At 69.4% G+C, this 20,060-nt stretch carries 19 protein-coding genes and 1 pseudogene; 15 read left to right on the top strand and 5 right to left on the bottom strand.

Annotated features, from left to right (window positions below; genetic code table 11):
* Window positions 1-130: 130 nt before the first annotated feature.
* The 7 genes and pseudogenes from U8D42_RS18775 to regX all read left to right on the top strand — a co-directional run bounded on the left by U8D42_RS18775 (window position 131) and on the right by regX (window position 6,167).
* The gene (locus U8D42_RS18775) at window positions 131-1,441 is read left to right on the top strand and encodes an ROK family protein (RefSeq protein ID WP_322858639.1); all 1,311 of its coding nucleotides are present in this window, start codon (window positions 131-133) and stop codon (window positions 1,439-1,441) included.
* 59 nt (window positions 1,442-1,500) lie between these two features.
* Entirely contained in the window at window positions 1,501-2,772 is a 1,272-nt protein-coding gene (gene mshA, locus U8D42_RS18770) for a D-inositol-3-phosphate glycosyltransferase (RefSeq protein ID WP_085240820.1), read from the top strand.
* Window positions 2,769-3,278 carry a YbjN domain-containing protein gene (locus U8D42_RS18765; protein WP_322858640.1) on the top strand — a complete coding sequence of 170 codons (510 nt, stop codon included), beginning with the start codon at window positions 2,769-2,771 and terminating at the stop codon, window positions 3,276-3,278. The genes mshA and U8D42_RS18765 overlap by 4 nt, the downstream gene beginning before the upstream one ends.
* Window positions 3,279-3,288: 10 nt before the next feature.
* Window positions 3,289-4,038, top strand: a complete 750-nt coding sequence (locus U8D42_RS18760) for a phosphoglyceromutase (protein ID WP_322858641.1) — start codon at window positions 3,289-3,291, stop codon at window positions 4,036-4,038.
* Window positions 4,039-4,189: 151 nt separating this feature from the next.
* Entirely contained in the window at window positions 4,190-5,410 is a 1,221-nt protein-coding gene (locus U8D42_RS18755) for a sensor histidine kinase (RefSeq protein WP_090420257.1), read from the top strand.
* Window positions 5,411-5,412: 2 nt separating this feature from the next.
* Window positions 5,413-5,484 (top strand): annotated as a pseudogene (locus U8D42_RS29395) (16S rRNA (guanine(966)-N(2))-methyltransferase RsmD); the annotation flags it as partial.
* Complete coding sequence (gene regX / locus U8D42_RS18750) at window positions 5,484-6,167, top strand: two-component sensory transduction protein RegX (protein WP_007167631.1); 684 nt, start codon at window positions 5,484-5,486, stop codon at window positions 6,165-6,167. The pseudogene U8D42_RS29395 and the gene regX, both read left to right, overlap by 1 nt.
* Before the next feature lie 93 nt (window positions 6,168-6,260).
* Here the strand turns inward: regX and U8D42_RS18745 are convergent, their stop codons facing one another.
* Window positions 6,261-6,479, bottom strand: a complete 219-nt coding sequence (locus U8D42_RS18745; protein WP_085240824.1) for a ferric uptake regulation protein — start codon at window positions 6,477-6,479, stop codon at window positions 6,261-6,263.
* A gap of 445 nt (window positions 6,480-6,924) precedes the next feature.
* Between U8D42_RS18745 and U8D42_RS18740 the strand changes: the two genes are divergently transcribed.
* Window positions 6,925-7,347: an MmpS family transport accessory protein gene (locus U8D42_RS18740; protein WP_322858827.1), complete on the top strand. Its 423-nt coding sequence runs from the start codon at window positions 6,925-6,927 to the stop codon at window positions 7,345-7,347.
* Window positions 7,344-10,310: an RND family transporter gene (locus U8D42_RS18735; protein WP_322858642.1), complete on the top strand. Its 2,967-nt coding sequence runs from the start codon at window positions 7,344-7,346 to the stop codon at window positions 10,308-10,310. Before U8D42_RS18740 ends, U8D42_RS18735 begins: the two co-directional genes overlap by 4 nt.
* A 74-nt stretch (window positions 10,311-10,384) precedes the next feature.
* Here U8D42_RS18735 and U8D42_RS18730 read toward each other — a convergent pair whose 3' ends face one another.
* From U8D42_RS18730 to U8D42_RS18720, 3 genes are read right to left on the bottom strand one after another with little or no spacing between them, the layout of a single operon-like run.
* The gene (locus U8D42_RS18730) at window positions 10,385-12,250 is read right to left on the bottom strand and encodes a GMC family oxidoreductase (RefSeq protein ID WP_322858643.1); all 1,866 of its coding nucleotides are present in this window, start codon (window positions 12,248-12,250) and stop codon (window positions 10,385-10,387) included.
* Complete coding sequence (locus U8D42_RS18725) at window positions 12,247-12,576, bottom strand: hypothetical protein (RefSeq protein WP_085240828.1); 330 nt, start codon at window positions 12,574-12,576, stop codon at window positions 12,247-12,249. Before U8D42_RS18725 ends, U8D42_RS18730 begins: the two co-directional genes overlap by 4 nt.
* Window positions 12,573-13,529: a hypothetical protein gene (locus U8D42_RS18720; protein WP_322858644.1), complete on the bottom strand. Its 957-nt coding sequence runs from the start codon at window positions 13,527-13,529 to the stop codon at window positions 12,573-12,575. Before U8D42_RS18720 ends, U8D42_RS18725 begins: the two co-directional genes overlap by 4 nt.
* 42 nt (window positions 13,530-13,571) lie before the next feature.
* Here U8D42_RS18720 and U8D42_RS18715 point away from each other — a divergent pair, with 42 nt between their 5' ends.
* Window positions 13,572-14,294, top strand: a complete 723-nt coding sequence (locus tag U8D42_RS18715; RefSeq protein ID WP_322858645.1) for a FadR/GntR family transcriptional regulator — start codon at window positions 13,572-13,574, stop codon at window positions 14,292-14,294.
* A 4-nt stretch (window positions 14,295-14,298) separates the two neighbouring features.
* Here the strand turns inward: U8D42_RS18715 and U8D42_RS18710 are convergent, their stop codons facing one another.
* Window positions 14,299-15,084 carry a hypothetical protein gene (locus U8D42_RS18710; RefSeq protein ID WP_085240831.1) on the bottom strand — a complete coding sequence of 262 codons (786 nt, stop codon included), beginning with the start codon at window positions 15,082-15,084 and terminating at the stop codon, window positions 14,299-14,301.
* Between the two features lie 242 nt (window positions 15,085-15,326).
* Between U8D42_RS18710 and U8D42_RS18705 the strand changes: the two genes are divergently transcribed.
* The 5 genes from U8D42_RS18705 to proC are packed head-to-tail and all read left to right on the top strand — an operon-like array spanning window position 15,327 to window position 19,922.
* Window positions 15,327-16,343, top strand: coding sequence for a Ppx/GppA phosphatase family protein (locus U8D42_RS18705; RefSeq protein ID WP_085240832.1), 1,017 nt, complete (start codon window positions 15,327-15,329; stop codon window positions 16,341-16,343).
* On the top strand, window positions 16,340-17,293 hold the full coding sequence (locus tag U8D42_RS18700; protein WP_322858646.1) for a hypothetical protein: 954 nt from the start codon (window positions 16,340-16,342) through the stop codon (window positions 17,291-17,293). The genes U8D42_RS18705 and U8D42_RS18700 overlap by 4 nt, the downstream gene beginning before the upstream one ends.
* A 24-nt stretch (window positions 17,294-17,317) precedes the next feature.
* Window positions 17,318-18,160, top strand: coding sequence for a sugar phosphate isomerase/epimerase family protein (locus U8D42_RS18695; RefSeq protein ID WP_085240834.1), 843 nt, complete (start codon window positions 17,318-17,320; stop codon window positions 18,158-18,160).
* Window positions 18,161-18,176: 16 nt separating this feature from the next.
* Complete coding sequence (locus U8D42_RS18690) at window positions 18,177-19,019, top strand: thioesterase family protein (RefSeq protein ID WP_090420271.1); 843 nt, start codon at window positions 18,177-18,179, stop codon at window positions 19,017-19,019.
* A gap of 27 nt (window positions 19,020-19,046) precedes the next feature.
* On the top strand, window positions 19,047-19,922 hold the full coding sequence (proC, locus tag U8D42_RS18685; protein ID WP_208859335.1) for a pyrroline-5-carboxylate reductase: 876 nt from the start codon (window positions 19,047-19,049) through the stop codon (window positions 19,920-19,922).
* Window positions 19,923-20,060 lie beyond the last annotated feature (138 nt).

The raw sequence follows: 20,060 nt of genomic DNA, 5'->3' as shown, positions 1-20,060 counted from the left end.
CGCCCTGTCCAGCACCACGACCACCGCGTGTCTTTGCGCGGCGGGTGCGTGTTGTTGTCGCGCACTTTGCCGCTCCTGACTTTCAGGTGTGGCCAGTGACGGCCAACGAAAATCGGACAAAAGGACGCTCGTGCGCACGAATACCCTCACCCAGACTCACGATTCGACCAACCGTGCCGGCCGCAAGGGGCACCGGACGGTGCGCCGGCAGATCCTGCCGCCGGCGCTGCACATCCCCGACTCCGCGGCCGCCTCGGTGTTCCGGGCCGTCCGGCTGCGCGGCCCCGTCGGGCGTGACGTCATCGCCGGCGTCACCTCGCTGAGCATCGCGACGGTCAACCGCCAGGTCATCGCCCTGCTCGACGCCGGCTTGCTGCGCGAACGCGCGGACCTGGCCGTCGCGGGCGCGATCGGCCGGCCCCGCGTGCCGGTGGAGGTCAACCACGAACCGTTCGTGACGCTGGGCATCCACGTGGGCGCGCGGACCACCAGCATCGTGGCCACCGACCTGTTCGGTCGCACGCTCGACACCGTCGAGACACCGACACCGCTGAGCTCCGCCGGGCCCGCGTTGGCGTCGCTGGCCGACAGCGCCGCCCGTTACCTGCGCCGTTGGCATCGGCGCCGCCCGCTGTGGGTCGGCGTCGCCATCGGTGGCACGGTCGACAGCGCCACCGGGCACGTCGACCACCCGCGGCTGGGTTGGCGGCAGGCGCCGGTCGGCCCGGTCCTGGCCGACGCGCTGGGGCTGCCCGTCTCGGTGGCCTCCCACGTCGACGCCATGGCCGGGGCCGAGCTGCTGCTCGGCATGCGGCGATTCCTGCCCAGCTCGCCGACCAGTCTCTACGTCTACGCGCGCGAGACCGTGGGCTACGCGCTGGTGATCGGTGGACGGGTGCATTGCCCGGCCAGCGGCCCCGGCACCATCGCGGCCCTGCCGGCCCACTCCGAGCTGCTCGGCGGCACCGGCCAGCTGGAGTCCACGGTCAGCGACGAGGCGGTGCTTGCCGCCGCGCGCCGGCTGCGGATCCTGCCGTTTTCGCCCGCGGGCCGCGCCAACGCGCCGGCCGCGGGCATCGCCGACCTGCTGCGGCTGGCCCGGGCCGGCAACGACCAGGCCCAAGAGCTGCTGAACGAGCGCGGCCGGGTGCTCGGGGAGGCGGTGGCGCTGCTGCGCGACATGCTCAACCCCGACGAGCTGGTGGTCGGCGGGCAGGCCTTCACCGAGTACCCGGAGGGAATGGCGCACGTGGAGGCGGCGTTCGCCGAGCGCTCGGTGTTGCCCCCGCGCGACATCCGCGTCACCGTCTTCGGCAATCGGGTGCAGGAGTCCGGCGCGGGCACCGTGTCGCTGGGCGGCCTGTACGCCGACCCGCTCGGTGCGATGCGGCGGGTCGGGGCGCGGCTGCGCGATGTCGCCGCCGACGAGCCGTCCGCTTAGCGCGAAGTCCTGTGCTGGGCGTTGGGCTCGTGAATGGAGCCTCCTGTAAAGATGACAGAGTGCGCCACGATGACGTCTTCCGGCTGAAACCGCGCCGTGTCGCCGTGTTGGCGGTGCACACCTCACCGCTGGCCCAGCCGGGCACCGGCGACGCCGGGGGCATGAACGTCTACGTGCTGCAAACCGCGTTGCACCTGGCGCGCAGGGGCATCGAGGTGGAGATTTTCACCCGGGCCACCGCATCCGCCGACCCGCCGGTCGCGCGGGTGGCGCCCGGCGTGCTGGTGCGCAACGTGGTGGCGGGGCCGTTCGAGGGCCTGGACAAATACGACCTGCCCACCCAGCTGTGCGCGTTCGCCGCCGGGGTGCTGCGCGCCGAAGCGTCGCACGAACCGGGCCACTACGACATCGTGCACTCGCATTATTGGCTGTCCGGACAGGTCGGCTGGCTGGCCCGCGACCGCTGGGCGGTGCCGCTGGTGCACACCGCGCACACGCTGGCCGCGGTGAAGAACGCGGCGCTCGCGGCCGGCGACGCGCCAGAGCCGCCACTGCGCACGGTCGGCGAGCAACAGGTCGTCGACGAGTCGGACCGGCTGATCGTCAACACCGATGACGAAGCCAGGCAACTGATTTCGCTCCACCGCGCCGACCCGGCGCGCATCGACGTCGTCCACCCCGGGGTGGATCTCGAGGTGTTCCACCCGGGCGACCGCCGGGCGGCCCGGGCCGCGCTGGGGTTGCCGCTCGACGAGGACGTGGTCGCGTTCGTCGGGCGGATCCAGCCGTTGAAGGCGCCCGACATCGTGTTGCGGGCCGCCGCGCAATTGCCGGGCGTGCGCATCGTGGTGGCCGGCGGCCCGTCGGGCAGCGGCCTGGCGTCCCCGGACGGTCTGCGGCGGCTGGCCGACGACCTGGGCATCGCGGCGCGGGTGACCTTCCTGCCCCCGCAGTCCCGCACCGACCTGGCCACCCTGTTCCAGGCGGCCAACCTGGTCGCCGTGCCGAGTTACTCGGAGTCGTTCGGTCTGGTGGCCGTCGAGGCCCAGGCGTGTGGCACCCCGGTGGTCGCCGCCGCGGTCGGCGGCCTGCCGGTGGCCGTGCGCGACGGGATCACCGGCACGCTGGTGCCCGGCCACGGCGTCGACCGGTGGGCGGACGCCCTGGACCGGCTGCTGCGCCTGCGCGCCCCCCAGGCCGAGGCGATGAGCCGCGCGGCCGCCGCGCACGCGGCCACCTTCTCCTGGGAGAACACCACCGATGCGCTGCTGGCCAGCTATCGCCGGGCGATCAGCGGGTACATCGCCGAGCGCCGGGGGGTGGGCGCGTGACCTCCACCGTGGAGCGGGTGATCGAGGAGGCGCTGCAGGCCAGCGGCCTGACCTACTCGAAACACGGCGGGGCGCACGGCGGCCTGTCGGGCCTGGTGGTGGAGCTGCCCGGCGAGCGCAAACTCAAGACGAACACCATCTTGAGCATCGGCGAGCATTCGGTGCGGGTCGAGGCGTTCGTGTGCCGCAAGCCCGACGAGAACCACGAGGGCGTCTACCGCTTCCTGCTCAGGCGGAACCGCCGCCTCTATGGGGTGGCCTACACCCTGGACAAGGTCGGCGACATCTACCTGGTGGGCCGCATGTCGCTGGCGTCGGTGGACGCCGACGAGATCGACCGAGTGCTCGGACAGGTGCTCGAAGCGGTGGATTCGGACTTCAATACGTTGCTGGAGTTGGGTTTTCGCTCATCGATTCAGAAAGAATGGGAGTGGCGGGTGTCCCGCGGCGAGTCGCTGAAGAACCTCGAGGCGTTCGCTCACCTGATCGACGAAGACGACGAATAAGCTAGCCGGCATGGGAGACACTGCCACGCTGGTCCTGCTCCGCCACGGCGAGAGCGATTGGAATGCCCTGAACCTGTTCACCGGTTGGGTGGACGTCGGGCTGACCGAGAAGGGCCGGGCCGAGGCGGTGCGCAGCGGCGAGCTGCTGGTCGAGCAGGGCCTGATGCCCGACGTCCTCTACACGTCGCTGCTGCGCCGGGCGATCACCACCGCGCACCTGGCGCTGGACGCCGCCGACCGGCTGTGGATCCCGGTGCGGCGCAGCTGGCGACTCAACGAACGGCACTACGGCGCGCTGCAGGGCCTGAACAAGGCGGAGACCAAGGAGCGCTACGGCGACGAGCAGTTCATGACGTGGCGGCGCAGCTACGACACGCCGCCGCCGCCGATCGAGAAGGGCAGCCAGTTCAGCCAGGACACCGACCCGCGGTACGCCAACATCGGCGGCGGCCCGCTGACCGAATGCCTGGCCGACGTGGTGGTCCGGTTTCTGCCGTACTTCACCGACGTCATCGTCCCCGACCTGCGCAGCGGCAAGACGGTGTTGATCGTCGCGCACGGCAATTCATTGCGAGCCCTGGTCAAATACCTCGACGGGATGTCCGACGACGACGTCGTCGGGCTGAACATTCCGACCGGGGTTCCGCTGCGCTACGACCTGGACGCCGACCTGAAGCCGGTGGTGCCGGGCGGTACCTACCTCGACCCGGAGGCGGCCGCAGCGGGCGCGGCGGCCGTCGCGAGCCAGGGACGCGGCTGACGCACGTCACAGTCTTGGGCAATATCCATAGGCCTGTTTGCCGAACATCGCGTGAACGGCAGTGGAACACCTGAAGCGCAGGGTGTGACTTGTTCGATTTTGGCCTCGTTCCGCTAGGGCTGCGTTCAGGAAGATTTGTAGGATTTGCTATGTGACTGTGTTCTCGGCGCTGTTGCTGGCCGGGGTGTTGTCCGTGCTGGGACTGGCCGTCGGTGTAGCGGCCGGGACCCGGCTGTCCCCGAAAGCGGCCCAGCGCCGGCAGCGAGTCAGCACGGAATGGACCGGGATCACCGTCGCGCAGATGCTGCAGCGCATCGTCGCCCTGATGCCGCTGGGTGTCGCGGTGGTGGATTCCCACCGCGACGTCGTCTACCTCAATGATCGGGCCAGGGAACTGGGCCTGGTGCGCGATCGGCAGCTCGATGATCAGGCGTGGGAGGCGGCGCAGCGGGCGCTCGGGGGCATCGACGTCGAATTCGATCTGCGGCCGGCCAAACGGGCGGCGGGCCGGTCCGGGCTGTCGGTGCACGGGCAGGCCCGGTTGCTCAGCGAAGAAGACCGCCGGTTCGCCGTCGTGTTCGCCCACGACCAGTCCGACTATGCGCGCATGGAAGCCACCAGGCGCGATTTCGTGGCCAACGTCAGCCACGAGCTCAAGACCCCGGTTGGCGCCATGGCGTTGCTCGCCGAGGCCCTGCTGGCGTCGGCGGACGACCCCGAAACCGTTCGCCGGTTCGCCGAGAAGGTGCTCGTCGAGGCCAACCGGCTGGGGGACATGGTCGCCGAGCTGATCGAGCTGTCGCGCCTGCAGGGCGCGGAGCGGTTGCCCAACGTCACCGAGGTCGACGTGGACACCGTTGTGTCGGAAGCGATTTCACGTCACAAGGTGGGCGCCGACAACGCCCACATCGAGATTCGCACCGATGCGCCCAGCGGTCTGCGGGTGCTGGGCGACGAAACGCTTCTGGTCACCGCGTTGGCCAACCTGGTGTCCAACGCGATCGCCTATTCGCCGCCGGGTTCGCCGGTTTCGATCAGTCGACGCCGCCGCGGCGACAACATCGAGATCGCCGTTACCGACCGCGGCATCGGGATCGCGCTGGAGGATCAGGAGCGCGTCTTCGAGCGGTTCTTCCGGGGGGACAAGGCACGCTCGCGCGCCACTGGCGGTAGCGGGCTGGGCCTGGCCATCGTCAAACACGTCGCGGCCAACCACAACGGCAGCATCGGAGTGTGGAGCAAGCCGGGGACGGGATCCACCTTCACGCTGTCGATTCCGGCCTACCGGGACGAGGACGAACAACCCGATCAACCGCAGGGTCGCGACGTGCGGCCCAACAGGTCACAACGAGAGGAAGAACTAAGTCGATGACCCGCGCGTACGACGATGCAGTGGGGGTACCGCCCGCTTGCGGGGGACGAAGCGATGAGGAGAAGTCGCGCTGATGACCAGTGTGCTGATCGTGGAGGATGAGGAGTCGCTGGCCGATCCGCTGGCATTCCTGTTGCGCAAGGAGGGCTTCGAGGCCACGGTCGTGACCGATGGACAAGCCGCCCTGGCCGAGTTCGATCGTGGCGGCGCCGACATCGTGCTGCTCGACCTGATGCTGCCCGGCATGTCCGGGACCGATGTGTGCAAGCAGCTGCGTGCGCGCTCCAGCGTGCCGGTGATCATGGTGACCGCGCGCGACAGCGAGATCGACAAGGTCGTCGGCCTGGAGCTCGGCGCCGACGACTACGTGACCAAGCCCTATTCGGCGCGCGAGTTGATCGCCCGGATCCGCGCGGTGCTGCGCCGTGGCGGTGACGACGACTCGGAGATCAGCGATGGTGTGCTGGAGTCCGGCCCGGTGCGGATGGACGTCGAGCGACACGTCGTCTCGGTCAACGGCGACACAATCACCTTGCCGCTCAAGGAGTTCGACCTGCTCGAGTACCTGATGCGCAACAGTGGCCGGGTGCTGACCCGCGGGCAGTTGATCGACCGGGTGTGGGGCGCGGACTACGTCGGCGACACCAAGACGCTCGACGTGCACGTCAAGCGGTTGCGGTCGAAGATCGAAGCCGACCCGGCCAACCCCGTCCACCTGGTCACCGTGCGGGGGCTCGGCTACAAGCTGGAGGGCTAGTTCGGGGGCCCACCGGCCCGCGCTGGCCCGGCGGAGTTGTCGCCGCTTTCTTGCAGGAAGTGGTGAGTCCGTTGATTTGGTGCAAAGCGCGGATTACCGCGCCGCCTTGTCGCCTTTATGGCGAGCCTTGTCTTTCGCATGGGTTGAGCAGCAATGCGTCAGATCGCAATGGAACCGGTCACTGCATTCATGTGAACAATAAATTGACGCGGCCGGAAGCCAGCCGGGATCGGACAGGTCGCGCCGTCGGTCGTCGGGATCGAAGGTGTGGCCGCAATGCACGCAGGTCTTGACCTTGGTCTTGGTAGCCATGTCGGTCAGGGTACGCGTCGTGACGTCAAATTTATGCTGGTTCCAGATGGACGGCGGAGATCGACGACTTGCAAAAACTCCAGGTGTGCAATTCGACCGAAATGGTCTGCGCCAGCGAATTGCTTTCGGAAACTAACTCAGCCGTAGCCCATTGTCGCTTGCGACGCAATTCGGCACGACCGGCGCGGTACCTCAATGAAATCGACGACGCCACAGGTCAATAGGCGGTAAATCGGCTCCGGGTGGCGAAAAGACCTGTCGCGCAAAACCGTCCGATGCACGAGGGGGTGCCGCGCCGTCGGGCGTCGCCTCGTGCTGCGCACACGCAGGAATTAATTCGGCGGCCAAGGCGTTCGCCTAGCCGTGGCTCTCGCGACGAAATGCCCGAACGGATGAAGTGTCCTAGCATCGGCCCGTCGGGCAATCACGATCGGAGAGAACGGTGTTGACCCTTCTCAGACGGGCATGGGTTCCGCTCGTCGTGGTGGTGGCAGTCATCGTCGGCGGCATCGCGGTGGACCGCCTCAACGGCGTCTTCCCGGGGCCCGGGCTGCCCAAGCCCGATCCGCGGGATGCGACCCCGCCGTACGCGGCCAAGACCGCCATCTACGAAATCCTGGGACCGCCCGGGACGACGGGCGTCGTCAACTGGATGGACGCCGACGCGCAACCGCGGAAGGCGAGCTTCACCACGTTGCCGTGGTCGCAGACGATAGTCGCCCAGATGCCGGGCATATTCGCCTACGTCGTCGCCCAGGGTGACAGCCCGTCCCTCGGTTGCCGGATCACCGTCGACGGCAAATTGGTCGATCAACACCAGGTCGACACGCGTGATGCCCAGGTTTCCTGCTTGGACAAGTCCGCGTGACCGACGGCACCAGCGACACGGACGAAATCCCCGTCGCCCCGCGCACCGACGTTGAGCACAAACCGCGTCTGGCCCGCACCATCCGCATCCTGGCGCTGCCGATCGTCGTGTTCTGGGTACTGATCGCGGTCGGCGTCAACGTCTTCGTCCCCCAGTTGGAGAAGGTCGCCGAGGAAGTGTCGGTGCCGCTCTCGCCCTCCGACGCGCCGTCGGTGACCGGGATGAAGCACATCGGGGAGAAGTTCAAGGAGTACGACTCCGACAACCTCGTCCTGGTGACCCTGGTCGGTGACAAACCTCTCGGCGAGGACGCTCACCGGTATTACGACGCGCTGGTCAAGAAGCTGCAACAGGACACCCAGCACGTCGAGCACGCGCTGAATTTCTGGGGGCAGCGATTCACGTCCTCGGGGGTCGAGAGCTACGACCACAAGGCCGCCTACTTCCAGGTCAACCTGCGCGGCGACCAGGGCGGCGCCGTCGGCGACAAGTCGGTTGCCTCGGTACGCAAAATCGTTGCGGACTCCAAGCCGCCGCCGGGGGTCAAGGCGTATGTCGCCGGTCAGGGAGCCCTGACCGCCGACACGATCGTCGTCGGCGATGCGAGTCTGGCCAAGATGACGATCATCACCATCGTCATCATCGCGATCATGCTGATGTTCGTCTATCGATCCATCGGCACCGTGCTGCTGACGATGGTCATCCTGTTCGTCGGACTGGCCACCGGCCGGGGCGTGGTGGCGCTGCTGGGCGAAACCGGCATCATGGGGCTGTCGACTTTCGCCGTCAACTTGCTGACGGCGCTGGCCATCGCGGCGGGTACCGACTACGCGATATTCATGGTGGGCCGCTACCAGGAGGGTCGCGAACGGGGCCTGGACCGCGAAGCCGCTTACTACGACACCTTCGCCGGGGTCACCAAGGTGGTGCTGGGCTCGGGTTTGACGATTGTCGGGGCGCTGGCGTGTCTGAAGTTCACCCGGCTGCCCTACTTCAGTTCGCTGGCGTTTCCGTGCGCGGTGGGTCTGCTGGTCGTCGTGGCCGCCGGAGTGACCCTGACGCCGGCCCTGATCGTGGTCGCAAGCGGTTTCGGCCTTTTCGATCCGAAACGAAAGTTCAACTACACCCGCTGGCGCCGCCTGGCGACGGCCATCGTGCGGTGGCCGGCGCCCATCCTCGCCACGTCCGTCATCCTGGCGATCGTCGGCGCCCTGGGGTTGATGGGCTTCACCCCCCGATACAACGACCTGTACTACCTGCCGCAGAGCGCGTCCTCAGTGCAGGCGTACACCGCGGCCGATCGGCACTTCACCCAGGCCCGTCTGAATCCGGACCTGCTGATGATCGAATCGGACCACGATCTGCGCAACCCCACCGACATGCTGGTCCTGGACAAGGTTGCCGGCGCCATCTTCCGGGTGCCCGGGATCGAACGGGTGCAGAGCATCACCAGACCGCTTGGCCCACCAATCCAAGACGGATCCGTTCCGTTCCAGCTCAGCGTGCAGAGCGCGCCCATCCGCGACAACCTCACTTACCTGAAGGCCCGTGTCGGCGACATCAAGAAGATCACCGGTTTTCTCGACACTCAGATAGCCCTGTTGGAGCGCCAGTACGCCGTGACCCAGAAGCTCGCGAACGCCGCGGACGACAGCTCGAAAACGACGGGGGAGACGGCGGCCATCACGGACGAGATCCGGGACCATATCGCGGATTTCGACGATTTTTGGAGACCGATTCGCAGTTACTTCTACTGGGAGAGGCATTGCTACGACATCCCCATCTGCTGGTCGCTACGAAGCCTGTTCGACGCGCTGGACGGGTTCGATCAGCTGGCCGAGAAGTTCCACGCCCTCACTAGCGACCTCACCAACACGGCGACGGCCACGCGCGAGTTGCTGGCGATCATTCCCGAGAATATCGCTGTCTCGAAGTCGATCCGGGATACGACGCTGACGATCTACAGCTCGTTCGACAGTTTGATCGATCAGTTCGACCGGCTGACCGACACGAACGCCGTAATGGGCAAGTCGTTCAACGACTCTCAGGTGGAGAGCCTGTTCTACCTGCCGCCCGAGATCTTCGGCAACCCGGACTTCCAGTTGGGGTTGCGCTTGATGGTGTCGCCGGACGGCAAAGCCGCTCGCTTCATCATCACCCACGCAGTGGATCCGGCGACAACGAAGGGCATCGCGTCCGTCGACCAGGAGCGCCAAGCGGCCAAGGAGGCGCTGAAGCTCACCTCGTTGGAGAATGCCGACATCTACCTCGGCGGGACGGCCGCGACGTTCTACGACATCGCCAACGGCGCCAAATATGACCTGATGATCGCAGCGGTCGCATCGATCGTGCTCATCTTCATCATCATGGTGATCGTCACCCGCGCTCTGGTCGCTGCCGGCGTCATCGTCGGCACGATCGTCATGTCGCTGGGGGCCGCTTTCGGGTTTTCGACACTGATCTGGCAGCACCTCGGTGGGTTCCAGCTGCACTGGGTGGCAACGGAATTCGCGTTGATTGTGCTCTTGGCGGTGGGGTCCGACTACAACCTGATGCTGGTGTCGCGCATCGAGGAGGAGATCGGGGCCGGCCTGAAAACGGGGCTCATCCGCGGCATGGGGGTCACCGGCCCGGTGGTGACTGCCGCCGGTGTGGTGTTCGCCGTCACGATGGGCGCGATGATCACCAGCGATCTGCGGGCGATCGGCCAATTCGGCACGACGATCGGCATCGGCCTGCTGTTCGACACCTTCGTCGTCCGATCGCTCATCACGCCGTCGATCATGACGGTGATGGGACGCTGGTTCTGGTGGCCGAAACGGGTACGGGTGCGCCCGGCCAGCCTGATGCTTCGCTCCGTCGGGCCGCGCCCGCTGGTGCGTGCGTTGTTGCATCAGCCGCGGCACGGGGTCGCGGCGGATTCGCAGGCGCAGCACGCGACGAGTGTGCCCCCTGGGCATTAGCTGGGTATCCAGGGCGGCACGAGCGGCCCAGGGCCGCCCTGAACTCACGAGCAAAGCCCTGAATGCACCCGGGGTTACCGCGCGCCCACCACCTCGTCGGCCACCCCCAGGGCCAGCGCCATGATCGACACCTGCGGGTTGACCTCCGGGCAGCTCGGCAGGATGGAGGCGTCGGCGACCCATACCCCGTCGGCGCCGCGCAGCCGGCCGGTCTCGTCGACCGGGCAGTGCTGATCGTCGGCGCCCGCGGCGGCCGTGCCCGTCGGGTGGAAGGCGGCCAGGTGCAACCCTTTCGGGTCGCTGCGCCGCAACGCATCCTGCAGGGCGGGCAGTGAGGTCACCGTCGCCGCGCCGGGCAAGCCGGTGAGCACCTCGACGGCGCCCGCGGCGAACAGCAGCCGGCCCATGGCCTCGATAGCCGCCACCAGCTTGGCGACGTCGGCGGGGGCGATGTGGTAGCGCACCAGTGTCTCGCCGCGGACCGTGGAGACCGAGCCGACACCGCGATCGGCCACCATCGCGCCGAACGTCGCCACCCGCGGTGCGTTGTCCAGCCAGCCCAGCAGCTCGGCGCCGTAGCCGGGGAACACCATCGAACCCATCCCGGGCGGGGTGGAGGTGGCCTCGATCAGCACCCCGTGCGATTCGTGCAGCTCGTGAACCGCGGCGCTTTGCAGCACCCCGTGCCAGGCGACCACGTCGTCCTCGAAGCGTCCGGCGAGCATCGTCGCCGGATGCAGCGCCAGGTTACGGCCCAGCCGCGGGTGAGCGGCAAAACCGCTGCGCCGCAACAATCCCGGTGTTTCGGTGGCACCGGCCGCCACGATCACGGTGTCGGCCAGGACGTCCAGCGCCGTGCCGTCGGGCCGGCGGGCGCGCACGCCCCGGGCGCGCCCGTTGCGCTGCAGCACCCGCTCGACGCGGGCGTGGGAGATGATTCGCGCGCCCGCCGCGCACGCCTCGGGCAGGGCGTTGAGGTGCACGCCGAACTTGGCGTTGCGGGGGCAGCCGATCGCGCACTGGCAACACCCTTCGCAGCCCGGCGCGTTGCGCGGAATGGGCGCCGACCGCCAGCCCAGCGTGGCGGCGGCGTCCAGCAGCAGGCGCCCGTTGCGGCCCATGACGTCCAGCGGCACCGGGGCCACCCGCAGCGTGGCTTCGACGTCGTCGAGGTGCTCGGCCAGCCGGTCGGAATCGGCCAGGGCGAGCCCGAATTCGTCGCGCCAGCGCCGCTGCACGGCCGGCGGCGGGCGGTAACACGTGCCGGAGTTCACCACCGTGGTGCCCCCGACCGCCCGGCCGATGGGCAGCACCACCGACGGGCGTCCGAGGGCGATGGTGGCCCCGGCGCCGCGGTACAACCCGGCGTAGCGGTCGATCGGATGGGTGGTGCGGAAGTCCTCGACTGTCCAGCGGCGTCCCTCCTCGAGAACGACGACGTCCAGCCCCGCGCGCGCCAGCGTGCGGGCCACCATCGCGCCGCCGGCGCCGGATCCCACGATCACCGCGTCGGCGGTGACGACGGAGCGGCTCTCGGCCGAGGAGACGATGTTCAGCGCCGCGTCGGGCCGGGCCGGGTCGTGCCGCGTGGCATGCGAAAGCAGTTCGGCCGCATAGGTTTCGGCGCCGTTGGCGAGCAGCACGATCGCCTTCATCGCCTCGACGGCCGCACCGGCGTCCGGGCTGAGCGCGGCGACCCGCCGCAGCACCCGCTCGCGCCGGTCCGGGTCGAGCCGCGACAGCGGCCGGCCGGTGGTGGCATAGCTCGCGGCGGACAGCGCGAGCAGCCCGGTGCGCATCGCCACGCGCGATGTCGTCGGCAACTGTCGCAGGTAGCGCTCCACGCGCTGCGTCAGTTCGGGCGCGGCCGGCCCGCCGTACTCCTCGGGCAGCAGCGCGGTGCCGAACGAGGCGGTTGCCCGGCCGGCGAGACGGCTCACAGCAGGCGCCCGAGGCGGCGGCCCATCTTGATGAAGAAGGGATAGGTGGCGAAAATGGCCCCCGCGGCGGCGTGCATCGGCCAGTCGAGCTGTTCGGTCTGCACGCTGAAAACCCCGCTGTTCCACATGAAGTCGCGGCCGTTGCGGGCGCGGAAGGGCCGCCACAGCAGGCCCAGGCCCGGCACGTTGTTGTAGAGCCCGAACGACCCGCCGAAGAAGACGCCCAGCGTGGCGGCCTCGGCGACGTCGCGCCGGTCGGCGGGCAGCCGCCGCTCGATCAGCACGCCGGAGGCGAACAGCAGTGGTGGGTCGAGCAGAAAGCTCATGTCGGAATCCTTTCGTTGACGGCGGGTGCGGCGCTGCCGCGCAGGCCCACCTCGGCGTGCCCGGTGCCCAGCACCGACCACCGGCGGTCGTCGATCTCGAGGTGGATGTCGGCCTGTTCGGTGTTCGTGCACACCGCTTTGCCGCCGTCGGGATCGGTGTATTGCAGGCTCACGCACCGCTCCGGCGGCTGGTCGATCCGGATGAGCACCCGGCGACCGCCGATGCGTCCCTCCAGTTGCCAGTGCGCCACGTCGAGCGTCGTCCGCATCCGCAGCGACGGTAAAGGGCCTGCGGGCCAATCCTTTCCGTCGATCCGGAACCGGATGAACGCCATCGGCGCCAACCTGCGCAGCCCGGGCTTGTGCGAGACCGCGGTGACGGCCTCCATGACGTCGCCATTGCCGAGGTCGGCGTGGACCCAGCCCCAGCGTTTGGCGTTGCCGTGCCCGTAGATGTGCGCGACGCCGCCGCGCCACCCCTCGAGGCGCAAAGCGGTGTCGGCGACGGTCAACGAGCCGGTGAAGTCGGCGGTGGGGGCGACGACGACTTGGGCGCCCGGCAGCAGTTCGCGCTCCCAGGCCGCGCGGGGAAAGGTCCACAGCGGCGCGCCCGCGTCCGTCCACGACAGCTCCCAGGCCATGGATCCGGCGCGTCCCTCGAGCCGCATCTCGCCCGCCCGCACCCCCGCGGCGTCGAACCACCAGGGGCCGGTCGCCGGCCGGGTGGGCACGGGCCCGAACCGCTCGGTGCGGGGCGGGCCGTCGGGGGCGAACCAGGTGGCCCAGCCGTGCGCGTAGGGGTCACCGCCGCCCGCGATCGGGGCCACCGTCTCGCAGTGCACCCACAGCCCGGCGCGTGTCTTGGGGTCCGACAGCGTGGCGTACCAGACCTCCAGCCGGCCGGCCGTGCCGCGCCAGCGCGGCGTCACCGCCGACCGCGTGTCGCCGTCCATCGCTCACCTCCCGTCAGTTCGTCCACTATATTGGTTGAGCCAATGAACCAGTCAAGTCCGCTGCGTCCGCCCGACCGCCAGCGCGTCGATGAACAGATCGCCGCGTCGATCGCCGACGCCATCCTCGACGGGGCGTTTCCGCCGGGCTCGGCCCTACCGCCCGAGCGCGACCTGGCCGAACAGCTCGGCGTCAACCGCACGTCGCTGCGGCAGGGCCTGGCCCGGCTGCAGCAGATGGGCCTGATCGAGGCCCGGCACGGCAGTGGCAACGTGGTCGCGGACCCGCAGGCGCTCACCCACCCCGCGGTGGTCGAGGCGCTGGTCCGCAGGCTGGGGCCGGAGTTCCTGGTGGAGCTGTTCGAGATCCGGGCCGCCCTGGGCCCGCTGATCGGGCGGTCCGCCGCGCGACGCGGCACCCCCGAGGACGCGGCGGCCCTGCGCGGCGCATTGGCCGCGGTCCGGGAGGCCGACAGCGCGGCGGCGCGCCAGGCCGCCGACCTCGCCTACTTCCGGGTCCTGATCCAGCAGAGCCGCAACCGGGCCCTGGCGTTGCTGTACCGCTGGGTCGAGCACGCCTTCGGCGGCCGCGAGCACGAGCTCACCGCCGCCTACGACGACGCCGCCCCCGTGGTGGCCGGGCTGGCTGCGATCACCGACGCCGTCCTGGCGGGCGACGAGGCCGCGGCCGCCGCCGCGGTCGAGGACTACCTGGGCGCGAGTGCGCAGCGAATGGTGTTGTCGTACAACAAGAACCAAGCGACCTGACGGGCTATTCGGCGAGGCGGGTGGCCGGGTGCACCGCGACCAGGCCCAGCTTGCTGCGCCGCTTGCACATCGCCGCCAGCTCGGCATACGCCTTCGTGCCGAGCAGCTCGGTCAGCTCGTCGGCCATGCTCTCCCAGACCTGCGTGGCCCCGACATGCGCGCCCGGGTCGCCGGTGCAATACCAGTGCAGGTCGGCGCCCCCGGAACCCCAACCTCGGCGGTCGTATTCGGTGACCCAGGTCTTGAGGATCTCGGTGCCGTCGGGCCGTGTCACCCATTCCTGGCTGCGCCGGATCGGCAACTGCCAGCAGACGTCGGGCTTCATGGTCAGCGGGGCGACGCCCAGCTTGAGGGCCTTGCTGTGCAGCGCGCACCCGACGCCGCCGGGAAAGCCGGGCCGGTTCAAGAAGATGCAGGCGTCCTTGTGCTTGCGGGTGCGGTATTGGGGCTGTCCGTCGTGCTCGTCGAGCTCCAGGTATCCCTTGCGGCCCAAGCCCTTTTCGCGGAATTGCCAGTCTTCGTCGGTCAGCTGCTGCACGGCGTCGTCGAGCCGCGCGCGGTCGTCGTCGTCGGACAGGAACGCCCCGTGCGAGCAGCACCCGTCATCTGGGCGGCCGGCCACCGTGCCGTGGCAGGCGGGCGTGCCGAACACGCATGTCCAGCGGGACAGCAACCAGGTCAGGTCGGCCGCGATCAGGTGCTCGGGATTGTCCGGGTCGTAGAACTCCACCCACTCCCGGGCGAAGTCCAGTTCGACCTCGTGTCCCGGCTCCGGGTACGAATTCGCCACGGGTCCACGTTAGACGACGATTCCGGCCGTTCGGCCCGCTGACACTCGGGTCCCGGCGGTGCGAGATCGCCGAACGACCCAGCGGCCCGCGACACCGCACTCATCGTCGCCCGCAAGGTTGAATTGTCGTGCTCCTCAGCGGGCCGCAACGCGGCCCGCATCGTCGCCCGCAAGGTTAAATTGTCGTGCTCCTCAGCGGGCCGCAACGCGGCCCGCATCGTCGCCCGACTAGGTTGTTTGGCGTGCGATTGGGCGTGCTGGACGTGGGCAGCAACACGGTTCACCTGCTGGTGGTTGATGCGCACCGTGGTGGGCACCCCACGCCCATGAGTTCGACGAAGGCGACGCTGCGGCTGGCCGAGTCGATCGACAGCTCCGGCAAGATCACCAAGCGGGGCGCGGAGAAGCTGATCTCCACGATCGACGAGTTCGCCAAGATCGCCGACAGCTCGGGCTGTGCGGAGCTGATGGCGTTTGCCACGTCCGCGCTGCGCGACGCGGTGAACTCCGAGGAGGTGCTCACCCGGGTCCGCAAAGAGACCGGCGTCGAGCTGGAGGCGCTGAGCGGGGTCGACGAGTCCCGGCTGACTTTTCTGGCCGTGCGCCGGTGGTACGGGTGGAGCGCCGGTCGGATCATCAACCTCGACATCGGCGGCGGCTCGCTGGAGATGTCCAGCGGGGTCGACGAGGAGCCGGAGGTGGCGTTGTCGCTGCCGCTGGGCGCCGGCCGGCTGACCCGCGAGTGGCTGCCCGACGACCCGCCCGGCCGGCGCCGGGTCGGCATGCTGCGGGATTGGCTGGACGCCGAGCTCGCCGATTCCGCCGTCACCGTGCTCGAAGCCGGCGCACCCGACCTGGCGGTGGCGACGTCGAAGACGTTCCGCTCGCTGGCCAGGCTCACCGGCGCGGCGCCGTCGGCCGCCGGACCGCGGGTGAAAAGGACGCTCACAGCAAACGGCCTCAGGCAACTCATATCTTTCATCTCTAGGATGACGACCGCCGACCGGGCAGAACTGGAAGGGGTGAGCGCCGAGCGGGCGCCGCAGATCGTGGCGGGTGCGTTGGTGGCGGAGGCGAGTATGCGAGCGCTGGCGATTGAATCGGTGGATATCTGCCCGTGGGCGTTACGGGAGGGTCTCATCTTGCGCAAACTCGACAGCGAAGCCGACGGAACGCCCCTCATGAATCGATCCGTGCGCGATGCTGGAGGCCAGGCAGGTGATCGGGACGGCAACCGATCGAGAGGCGACAAAGCATGACCGGACCACATTCCGAGACCGAGAGCCCCGGCACTCGGCCTATCTCGGTGGCCGAACTTCTGGCCAAGAACGGAACCATCGGCGCCCCGGCGGTCACCCGGCGGCGGCGCCGCCGCCGCGGCGATAGCGACGCGGTGACCGTCGCCGAGCTGACCGGGGAGATCCCGGTCATCCGCGACGACCACGAGGACCCGCGCACGGCCGGGCGGACCAGCGCAGAACCGGTGGCCGAGGAGCGCGTCGCCGAGCCGGCCGCGCCCGAGCGGCAAAGCGAAGGCAAGCCCGCCGCCTATTGGTCGCAGCCGGAGCCGCGCTGGCCCAAGTCGCCCGCACAGCCGAAGACGGCCACGGGGCCGGAGCGCAGCGCCTACCCGCGCCCGCTGAGCCATGGCGAGGCCGGGGACACCAACGGCGCCGGCCGATCCGGCGCCGAGGGCATGAATCCCGACCCGCTGGACCACTACACCGACCTGCCGGTGGACGTGATGGATTCGGAGGTGCGCGACGCCGAACCCGCGCTGGAGGACTCTGCATACGTCCGCTCCTTCCTGCGGACCGAGACCGACGAGGTCGAAGAGGACGCCGACCCGCTGGCCGCCGGGTTCTTACCGCACGAGGAGCGCGAGGAGGACCACTTCGGGGACGAGGCCGGGCGGGCCGCCGACGTTCACCCGGCGGGCCGGCTCGAGGCGCTGTGGCGCGGCAGCCTGGTGGTGTTCCAGTCCATCCTGGCCGTCGCCTTCGGCGCCGGATTGTTCGTCGCCTTCGACGAGCTGTGGCGCTGGAACAGGATCGTGGCGTTGGTGCTCTCGGTGCTGGTCATCCTCGGCCTGGTGGTCGGGGTCCGGGTGGTGCGCAAAACCGAGGACATCGCGAGCACGTTGATCGCCGTCGCGGTGGGGGCACTGATCACCCTGGGCCCCCTGGCGCTGTCGTTGCAGTCGGGCTAGGCGGACCCGGAACCCCACAGACCGTTGCGCCCAGCTATCAAAGTCGGACTCTCCACGGCTTCGGTGTACCCGTTGCGGGCCGAGGCCGCGTTCGAGTACGCGGCCAGGCTGGGTTACGACGGCGTCGAGCTGATGGTGTGGGCCGAGTCGGTCAGTCAGGACATCGACGCCATCGCCAAACTGTCCCGGCGCTACCGCGTGCCGGTGTTGTCCGTGCACGCCCCCTGCCTGCTGATCTCGCAGCGGGTGTGGGGAGCCAACCCGATCCCCAAGCTGGACCGCAGTGTGCGCGCCGCCGAACAACTGGGCGCGCAGACCGTCGTCGTGCACCCGCCGTTTCGCTGGCAGCGGCGCTATGCCGAGGGGTTCAGCGACCAGGTCGCCGCGCTGGAAGCGTCGAGCGACGTGATGATCGCGGTGGAGAACATGTTCCCGTTCCGGGCCGACCGGTTTTTCGGGTCGGGCCAGTCACGCGAGCGGATGCGCCGGCGTGGCGGCGGCCCCGGCCCGGCGATCTCGGCGTTCGCGCCCTCCTACGACCCGCTGGACGGCAACCACGCGCACTACACGCTGGACCTGTCGCACACCTCGACCGCGGGCAGCGACTCGCTGGAGATGGCGCAACGGATGGCGGACGGGCTGGTCCACCTGCACCTGTGCGACGGCAGCGGCCTGCCCGCCGACGAACACCTGGTGCCGGGGCGCGGCACGCAGCCCACCGCCGAGGTGTGCCAGCTGCTGGCCGGCAGCCACTTCGCCGGCCACGTCATTCTGGAAGTGTCGACGTCCAGCGCGCGTTCAGCCAACGAGCGCGAGGGCATGCTCGCCGAGTCGTTGCAGTTCGCCCGCACGCACCTGCTGCGCTGATCTGATCCAGGAGACCATGAACGCGTTATTCACCACCGCGATGGCGTTGCGGGAGGTCGGCCCCGGCGTCTTCGAAGGCGAGCTGAACAAGCACTGGACCATCGGACCCAAGGTGCACGGCGGCGCGATGCTGGCGCTGTGCGCCAAAGCGGCCCGCACAGCCTGCGGCGGGCAATCGTCCGGCCTGGAACGGGTCCTGGAACCGGTCGCGGTGTCGGCCAGCTTCCTGTGGGCGCCCGATCCGGGACCGATGCGGCTGGTGACCTCGATCCGCAAGCGGGGCCGCCGGATCAGCGTCGTCGACGTCGAGCTCACCCAGGGCGACCGGACGGCGGTGCACGCGGTGGTCAACCTCGGCGAGCCGGAGCACTTCCCGCCCGATGGCGAAGCCAAGCCGCTGCTGTCGGCCAACCCGGTGGTGGGCCTGATGGCGCCAGAGCCCCCCGACGACATCGCGCCGATCGGGCCCGGCCACCCGCTGGCCGGCCTGGTGCACCTGGGCGAAGGGTGCGACGTGCGGCCGGTGCTGTCCAGCCTGGAGCCGCCCGCCGACGGCGGCCCGCCGGTGATCCAGATGTGGGCGCGCCCGCGCGGAGTGGCGCCGGACGGGTTGTTCGCGCTCATGTGCGGGGATCTGTCGGCGCCGGTGACCTTCGCGGTGGAGCGCACCGGCTGGGCGCCCACCATCCAGCTGACCGCCTTCCTGCGCGGCCTGCCCGCCGACGGGTGGCTGCGAATCATCGCGACGTGCACGGAGATCGGCCACGACTGGTTCGACGAGGACCACACCGTGGTCGACAGTCTGGGCCGCTTGGTGGTGCAGGCCCGCCAGCTGGCGTTGGTCCCTGCCGCCGGGTAGCCGCCGCTGTCTGCGATGCTGTCGGGCATGGCAAGAATCGCGATCGTCGGTGGCGGCAGCATCGGGGAGGCTCTGCTGTCGGGTCTGCTGCGGGCCGGTCGGCAGGTCAAGGACCTGGTGGTGGCTGAGCGGGTGCCGGAGCGCGCCGAGTATCTGGCCGCCACCTACTCCGTGTTGGTCACCTCGGTGGCCGACGCGGTGGAGAACGCGTCGTTCGTGGTGGTCGCTGTGAAGCCCGCCGACGTCGAGCCGGTGATGGCCGAGCTGGCCCGGGTGGCCGCGGCGTCGGCGAGCGACAGCGCCGAGCAGGTCTTCGTGACGGTGGCGGCGGGGATCAGCATCTCGTATTTCGAGTCCAGGCTGCCCGCCGGCACGCCGGTGGTCCGGGCGATGCCGAACGCGGCGGCGCTGGTGGGTGCCGGGGTGACCGCGCTGGCCAAGGGCCGGTTCGTCACGGCCCCGCAGCTCGAGGGGGTCTCGGCCCTGTTCGACTCGGTCGGTGGGGTGCTGACGGTGCCGGAAGCCCAAATGGACGCCGTCACCGCCCTCTCGGGATCCGGGCCGGCGTATTTCTTCCTGATGGTCGAGGCCCTGGTGGACGCCGGGGTCGCGGCCGGGCTGAGCCGTGAGGTGGCGACCGACCTGACGGCGCAGACGATGGCCGGCTCGGCCGCCATGCTGCTGGAACGGATGGACGCCGAGCGGCGGCCGGGCGAAGGGGAGGCGCCGGGGTTGCGCGTCGACGCCACCCCGACGCAGCTGCGCGCAACCATCACCTCGCCCGGCGGCACCACCGCCGCGGGGCTTCGCGAACTGGAACGCGGCGGCCTGCGGGCGGCCGTCGACGCGGCGGTCCAGGCCGCCAAAACGCGCTCTGAGCAGCTAAGAATTACATCGGAGTAATCCAAGAAATTTGAACTGATTGTCCCCCACCAGTACCAGTAACCCCATTAGTCCCGCTATTCTCCTCTTTGTATGCACGTGTGGGTGCCAGCGGAGGGGAAGCCGCTGGCATTGCGCGGGCCTGACACGATTGGGTTG

The sequence above is a fragment of the Mycobacterium europaeum genome, from assembly GCF_034555895.2.
Taxonomy (GTDB): domain Bacteria; phylum Actinomycetota; class Actinomycetes; order Mycobacteriales; family Mycobacteriaceae; genus Mycobacterium; species Mycobacterium europaeum.
Note: the sequence above shows the minus strand (reverse complement) of the source record. Positions and strands in the feature narration are given on the sequence as shown.

What these genes read in the sequence shown, in the direction of transcription:
- U8D42_RS18760 (WP_322858641.1), top strand. Translation starts at nt 3,289, where the DNA reads ATGGGAGACACTGCCACGCTGGTCCTGCTCCGCCACGGCGAGAGCGAT.
- regX (WP_007167631.1), top strand. Translation starts at nt 5,484, where the DNA reads ATGACCAGTGTGCTGATCGTGGAGGATGAGGAGTCGCTGGCCGATCCG.
- U8D42_RS18745 (WP_085240824.1), bottom strand. Translation starts at nt 6,479, where the DNA reads ATGGCTACCAAGACCAAGGTCAAGACCTGCGTGCATTGCGGCCACACC.
- U8D42_RS18725 (WP_085240828.1), bottom strand. Translation starts at nt 12,576, where the DNA reads ATGAGCTTTCTGCTCGACCCACCACTGCTGTTCGCCTCCGGCGTGCTG.
- U8D42_RS18720 (WP_322858644.1), bottom strand. Translation starts at nt 13,529, where the DNA reads ATGGACGGCGACACGCGGTCGGCGGTGACGCCGCGCTGGCGCGGCACG.
- U8D42_RS18715 (WP_322858645.1), top strand. Translation starts at nt 13,572, where the DNA reads ATGAACCAGTCAAGTCCGCTGCGTCCGCCCGACCGCCAGCGCGTCGAT.
- U8D42_RS18700 (WP_322858646.1), top strand. Translation starts at nt 16,340, where the DNA reads ATGACCGGACCACATTCCGAGACCGAGAGCCCCGGCACTCGGCCTATC.
- U8D42_RS18690 (WP_090420271.1), top strand. Translation starts at nt 18,177, where the DNA reads ATGAACGCGTTATTCACCACCGCGATGGCGTTGCGGGAGGTCGGCCCC.
- proC (WP_208859335.1), top strand. Translation starts at nt 19,047, where the DNA reads ATGGCAAGAATCGCGATCGTCGGTGGCGGCAGCATCGGGGAGGCTCTG.